5 protein-coding genes are annotated in these 6,545 nt (G+C 55.2%); 4 read left to right on the top strand and 1 reads right to left on the bottom strand.

The features are described 5' to 3' along the window. Window positions 1-827, bottom strand: an 827-nt coding sequence (gene fdhD / locus JSN25_RS06150; protein WP_204525713.1) for a formate dehydrogenase accessory sulfurtransferase FdhD, incomplete at its 3' end; no start/stop codon positions are given. Between the two features lie 194 nt (window positions 828-1,021). Here fdhD and fdnG point away from each other — a divergent pair. The 4 genes from fdnG to fdhE are packed head-to-tail and all read left to right on the top strand — an operon-like array spanning window position 1,022 to window position 6,545. Then, window positions 1,022-4,072: a formate dehydrogenase-N subunit alpha gene (fdnG, locus tag JSN25_RS06145; protein ID WP_137350704.1), complete on the top strand. Its 3,051-nt coding sequence runs from the start codon at window positions 1,022-1,024 to the stop codon at window positions 4,070-4,072. Between the two features lie 12 nt (window positions 4,073-4,084). Beyond that, window positions 4,085-4,987 (top strand): formate dehydrogenase O subunit beta, encoded by a 903-nt coding sequence (fdoH, locus tag JSN25_RS06140; RefSeq protein ID WP_003028691.1) that lies wholly within the window; start codon window positions 4,085-4,087, stop codon window positions 4,985-4,987. Continuing rightward, the gene (gene fdoI, locus JSN25_RS06135) at window positions 4,984-5,619 is read left to right on the top strand and encodes a formate dehydrogenase cytochrome b556 subunit (RefSeq protein ID WP_038635897.1); all 636 of its coding nucleotides are present in this window, start codon (window positions 4,984-4,986) and stop codon (window positions 5,617-5,619) included. Before fdoH ends, fdoI begins: the two co-directional genes overlap by 4 nt. After that, window positions 5,616-6,545 carry a formate dehydrogenase accessory protein FdhE gene (fdhE, locus tag JSN25_RS06130; RefSeq protein WP_006686145.1) on the top strand — a complete coding sequence of 310 codons (930 nt, stop codon included), beginning with the start codon at window positions 5,616-5,618 and terminating at the stop codon, window positions 6,543-6,545. Before fdoI ends, fdhE begins: the two co-directional genes overlap by 4 nt.

Here is a 6,545-nt window from a genome sequence, read left to right as displayed (position 1 = left end):
ACCAGACGCTCCGGATGCGTATAGATTGTCGCCCTGCCCGGTTTACAAAAACCCACCAGCGTCAGGTTACAGCGTTCGGCAACTTCCACAGCGAGCGTTGTCGCCGCAGAAACGGCAAACAGGATCTCCACGCCGCACATTGCCGACTTCTGCACCATCTCGTAGCTGGCGCGGCTGGAAACTAATACCGCGCCCTGTTGCCAGGTTTCCCCTTCGAGCGCCCGACGCCCCAGCAGTTTATCCAGCGCGACATGACGCCCAACGTCTTCATGTCCACCTGCCAGATGACCTGAAAGCTGTACCCATGCCGCCGCGTGCGTACAGCCGGTCAGTTGCCCCACGGGCTGGTAATCATGGAGATGCCTTAAGGCGTTATCGAGGAGCGTCAGATCAAATGTCTGGGTAAATGCCAGAGGCTGGACCGGTTTGCCGATGTCATTGAGCTGCTCCACGCCGCAAACGCCACAACCGGTGCGACCAGCCAGTGCGCGACGACGCTCTTTCAACCCCATAAAACGGCGGCTGGATAGCTCAATCTGAACTTCTAATCCGTTGCAGGAAGGAACCACGTCCATCCCGTAAATATCTTGCGGGGACTCAATAATGCCTTCAGAAAGTGAAAAACCCATCGCGAAATGCTCAAGATCTTTCGGTGACGCCATCATCACCACATGTGAAATTCCGTTATAGACCAGCGCAACAGGCACTTCTTCAGCGACTTCATCAGGCTGAGGATGTTGCAAATCCTCGCGCTTCCAGAGCGTCAATTGGCGCGATCCTGTCGGAGATGTCACATTCTTAATGTTTTCTTGAATAATCTTATTCACTTTCTTTTAACCATATTGGAACACGCATACCAACATTGTGGTATTCTTTACAAATCCCTCCTGGACGGAGGGAAATTCACCCAATTCTGGACCTTTGCGGTCCCGTCCGCAAAGAAAAATAACAACCACTTCCCACGCGTTGGCATGGCAGAAATGCGAAGGGAATGTGACAATGTCGAAACAAGGAGCAAACCATGCAGGTCAGCAGAAGGCAGTTCTTTAAGATCTGCGCTGGCGGTATGGCAGGCACCACGGCAGCGGCACTGGGCTTTGCACCCGGTGTAGCGCTCGCGGAAACACGGCAATATAAACTGCTGCGCACCCGCGAAACCCGTAACACCTGCACCTACTGTTCCGTTGGCTGTGGGCTGTTAATGTACAGCCTCGGTGACGGAGCAAAAAACGCCAAAGCATCCATCTTCCATATTGAAGGGGACCCGGATCACCCGGTGAACCGCGGCGCGCTGTGCCCGAAAGGCGCAGGTCTTGTGGACTTCATCCACTCTGAAAGCCGTTTGAAATTCCCGGAATACCGCGCACCAGGCTCAGATAAGTGGCAGCAAATTAGCTGGGATGAAGCATTCGACCGCATCGCTAAGCTGATGAAAGAAGACCGCGACGCTAACTACGTTGCACAAAACGCCGAAGGCGTAACCGTTAACCGCTGGCTTTCCACCGGGATGCTGTGTGCATCCGCTTCCAGTAACGAAACCGGCTATTTGACGCAAAAATTCTCCCGCGCGCTGGGTATGCTCGCGGTCGACAACCAGGCGCGTGTCTGACACGGACCAACGGTAGCAAGTCTTGCTCCAACATTTGGTCGCGGTGCGATGACCAACCACTGGGTCGACATTAAAAACGCCAACCTCGTTGTGGTGATGGGCGGTAACGCCGCTGAAGCTCACCCGGTCGGGTTCCGCTGGGCGATGGAAGCGAAAATTCACAACGGCGCCAAGCTGATTGTCATTGACCCTCGCTTTACGCGCACCGCAGCGGTGGCTGATTTCTATGCCCCAATTCGTTCCGGTACTGACATTGCCTTCCTGTCAGGCGTCATGCTGTACCTGCTGAATAACGAAAAATTCAACCGCGAATATACCGAGGCCTATACCAACGCCAGTCTGATCGTGCGTGAGGATTATGGCTTCGAAGATGGCCTGTTTACCGGCTACGACGCGGACAAACGCAAGTATGACAAAACCAGTTGGAACTATGAGCTGGATGAAAACGGCTTCGCCAAACGCGATGTGACTCTGCAACATCCGCGCTGTGTATGGAACCTGCTCAAACAGCACGTCTCCCGCTATACGCCGGAGGTCGTAGAGAATATCTGCGGTACGCCGAAGGCCGATTTCCTGAAGGTCTGTGAATACATCGCAGAAACCAGCGCCAAAGACAAAACCGCATCATTCCTGTACGCGCTGGGCTGGACGCAACACTCCGTGGGGGCGCAAAACATCCGTACGATGGCGATGATCCAGTTGCTCCTCGGCAACATGGGCATGGCCGGCGGTGGCGTTAACGCCCTGCGTGGTCACTCCAACATTCAGGGACTGACCGACCTTGGTCTGCTGTCACAGAGCCTGCCGGGTTATCTGACGCTGCCAAGCGAAAAACAGACCGACCTGCAAACCTACCTTGCCGCCAACACGCCAAAACCGCTGCTGGAAGGCCAGGTAAACTATTGGGGCAATTACCCGAAATTCTTCGTTTCGATGATGAAAGCCTTCTTTGGCGATAAAGCGACAGCGGAAAACAGCTGGGGCTTCGACTGGCTGCCGAAGTGGGATAAAGGGTACGACGTCCTGCAGTACTTCGAGATGATGAACCAGGGCAAAGTGAATGGCTATATCTGCCAGGGCTTTAACCCGGTCGCCTCATTCCCGAACAAAAACAAGGTCGTGGCTTCACTGTCCAAACTGAAGTATCTGATCACTATCGACCCGCTCAACACGGAAACCTCCACCTTCTGGCAGAACCATGGTGAGTCGAACGATGTTGATCCGTCGAAAATCCAGACCGAAGTATTCCGTCTGCCGTCCACCTGCTTTGCCGAAGAGAACGGTTCGATCGTCAACTCTGGTCGCTGGCTGCAGTGGCACTGGAAAGGCGCGGATGCCCCAGGGATTGCCGCAACCGATGGCGAAATCCTCGCCGGTATCTTCCTGCGTCTGCGCAAGATGTATGCCGAACAAGGTGGCGCGAACCCGGAACAGGTGCTGAGCATGACCTGGAACTACTCCACACCGCATGAACCGGCTTCGGAAGAAGTGGCGATGGAGAGCAACGGGAAAGCGCTGGCTGATATTATCGACCCGGCAACCGGCGCGGTAATCGTCAAGAAAGGCCAACAGCTCAGCTCGTTCGCCCAACTGCGCGATGACGGCACGACCTCCAGCGGCTGCTGGATTTTTGCCGGTAGCTGGACGCCGGAAGGTAATATGATGGCGCGACGCGATAACGCCGACCCGTCGGGCCTTGGCAATACGCTGGGTTGGGCCTGGGCATGGCCGCTTAACCGCCGCATTCTTTATAACCGTGCTTCCGCAGACCCGCAGGGAAATCCGTGGGATCCAAAACGTCAGATCCTGAAATGGGATGGCGCGAAATGGAGCGGGATGGATATTCCAGACTATAGCGCCGCCGCACCGGGTACTGACGTCGGTCCGTTCATCATGCAGCCGGAAGGGATGGGACGCCTGTTTGCTATTGATAAGATGGCGGAAGGACCGTTCCCGGAACACTACGAGCCGTTTGAAACGCCGCTCGGCACTAACCCGCTGCACCCGAACGTTATCTCTAACCCTGCCGCGCGTATCTTTAAGGGTGACGCGGAAGCGCTGGGTAAAGCGGATAAGTTCCCGTATGTCGGTACAACCTATCGTCTGACCGAGCACTTCCACTACTGGACCAAGCATGCGTTGCTAAACGCCATCGCCCAGCCGGAGCAGTTTGTGGAAATTGGCGAGAAGCTGGCGAATAAGCTCGGCATCTCCCATGGCGATACCGTTAAAGTTTCCTCTAACCGCGGCTACATCAAGGCCAAAGCAGTGGTGACCAAACGTATTCGTACGCTACAGGCCAACGGTAAGGATATCGATACCATCGGTATTCCGATTCACTGGGGCTACGAAGGTGTGGCGAAAAAAGGCTTTATCGCTAACACGTTAACGCCATTCGTCGGTGATGCGAACACGCAGACGCCGGAATTTAAGTCCTTCCTCGTGAACGTGGAAAAGGTGTAACGGAGACGACCTATGGCTTATCAATCGCAAGACATCATTCGTCGATCCGCCACTAACGGTTTCACCCCCGCGCCTCAGGCGCGGGATCACCAGGAAGAGGTGGCGAAACTTATCGACGTCACGACCTGCATCGGCTGTAAAGCCTGTCAGGTTGCGTGTTCCGAGTGGAACGACATCCGTGATGAAGTGGGCAACAACGTTGGGGTGTACGATAACCCGGCTGATTTGACCGCCAAATCCTGGACGGTGATGCGCTTCTCGGAAGTGGAACAGAACGACAAACTTGAGTGGCTGATCCGCAAGGATGGCTGTATGCACTGCGCCGATCCAGGCTGCCTGAAGGCATGCCCGGCTGAAGGCGCAATCATTCAGTATGCCAACGGCATCGTCGACTTCCAGTCCGAGCAGTGCATCGGCTGCGGCTACTGCATTGCTGGCTGTCCGTTCGATGTGCCGCGCCTCAACCCGGAAGACAACCGCGTCTACAAATGTACGCTGTGCGTCGACCGTGTGGTGGTCGGGCAAGAACCGGCCTGCGTGAAAACTTGCCCAACCGGGGCGATTCATTTCGGCACCAAAGAGTCGATGAAAACGCTGGCTGGTGAGCGCGTGGCGGAACTGAAAACGCGTGGCTACGAAAACGCGGGCCTGTACGATCCAGCGGGCGTTGGCGGTACGCATGTGATGTACGTATTGCACCATGCCGACAAGCCGAATCTGTACCACGGTCTGCCGGAGAACCCGGAAATCAGCGCCACCGTGAAGTTCTGGAAAGGCATCTGGAAACCGTTGGCAGCGGTCGGCTTCGCAGCGACGTTTGCGGCCAGTATCTTCCACTACGTCGGTGTGGGTCCAAACCGTGCGGAAGAGGAAGAAGACAATCTGCATGAAGAGAAAGACGAGGTGCGCAAATGAAACGACGTGACACCATCGTGCGCTACACGGCGCCGGAACGCATCAACCACTGGGTAACCGCCTTCTGCTTTATTCTGGCGGCAGTGAGCGGGATGGGTTTTCTCTTCCCGTCTTTTAACTGGCTGATGCACATCATGGGCACGCCGCAACTGGCGCGAATTGTGCACCCGTTTGTCGGCGTGATCATGTTTGCCTCGTTTATCATCATGTTTTTCCGTTACTGGCACCACAATCTAATCAATCGGGATGATATCTTTTGGGCGAAGAATATTCGTAAGATTGTCGTCAACGAGGAAGTAGGTGACACGGGACGTTATAACTTCGGCCAGAAATGCGTATTCTGGGCGGCGATTATCTTCCTGGTGCTGTTACTGGTGAGCGGAGTGATCATCTGGCGTCCGTATTTTGCGCCTGCTTTCTCAATCCCGGTGATCCGATTCGCGTTAATGCTGCATTCATTTGCCGCAGTAGCGTTAATTGTGGTTATCATGGTGCACATTTACGCCGCCCTTTGGGTGAAAGGCACCATTACCGCGATGGTGGAGGGATGGGTTACTAAATCGTGGGCGAAGAAACATCATCCGCGCTGGTACCGTGAAGTCCGCCAGAAACAGGAAAAATCATCTGAATGAGTATTCGCATAATCCCGCAAGATGAGCTGGGTTCGAGCGAGAAACGCACGGCGGATATGATTCCGCCGTTATTGTTCCCCAGACTCAAAAATTTGTATAACCGCCGTGCTGAACGTCTGCGCGAGCTGGCCGAAAACAACCCGCTGGGCGATTATCTGCGCTTTGCCGCGCTGATCGCCCACGCACAAGAAGTGGTGCTGTACGATCATCCGCTGCAGATGGATCTGACCGCTCGTATCAAAGAAGCGAACGATCAGGGCAAGCCGCCGCTGGATATCCACGTCCTGCCACGCGACAAACATTGGCAAAAACTGCTGCAATCGCTAATTGCTGAGCTGAAGCCGGAGATGAGCGGCCCTGCACTGGCCGTAATTGAGAATCTGGAAAAAGCCTCTGAGCAGGAACTGGAGCTGATGGCCAGCGCGCTGTTTGCCTCAGATTTTGCCTCCGTCAGCAGCGACAAAGCCCCGTTTATTTGGGCTGCGCTGTCGCTCTACTGGGCACAGATGGCAAGCCTGATCCCCGGCAAAGCGCGCGCTGAGTACGGCGAACAACGCCAGTTCTGTCCGGTATGCGGTTCGATGCCGGTCTCCAGCGTGGTGCAAATCGGCACAACGCAGGGACTACGTTATTTGCACTGCAACCTGTGCGAAACCGAATGGCACGTGGTGCGCGTGAAGTGCAGCAACTGTGAACAGAGCCGCGATTTGAACTACTGGTCGCTGGATAACGAGCAGGCGGCAATTAAAGCGGAAAGCTGCGGCGACTGCGGGACTTACCTGAAGATTCTCTACCAGGAAAAAGACCCGAAAGTCGAGGCCGTGGCCGACGACCTCGCTTCCCTGATGTTGGATGCACACATGGAGCAAGAAGGCTTTGCCCGCAGCTCCATCAACCCGTTCTTATTCCCGGGTGAAGGGGAGTAG

The organism is Citrobacter cronae (assembly GCF_016893685.1).
Taxonomy (GTDB): domain Bacteria; phylum Pseudomonadota; class Gammaproteobacteria; order Enterobacterales; family Enterobacteriaceae; genus Citrobacter; species Citrobacter werkmanii.
Note: the sequence above shows the minus strand (reverse complement) of the source record. Positions and strands in the feature narration are given on the sequence as shown.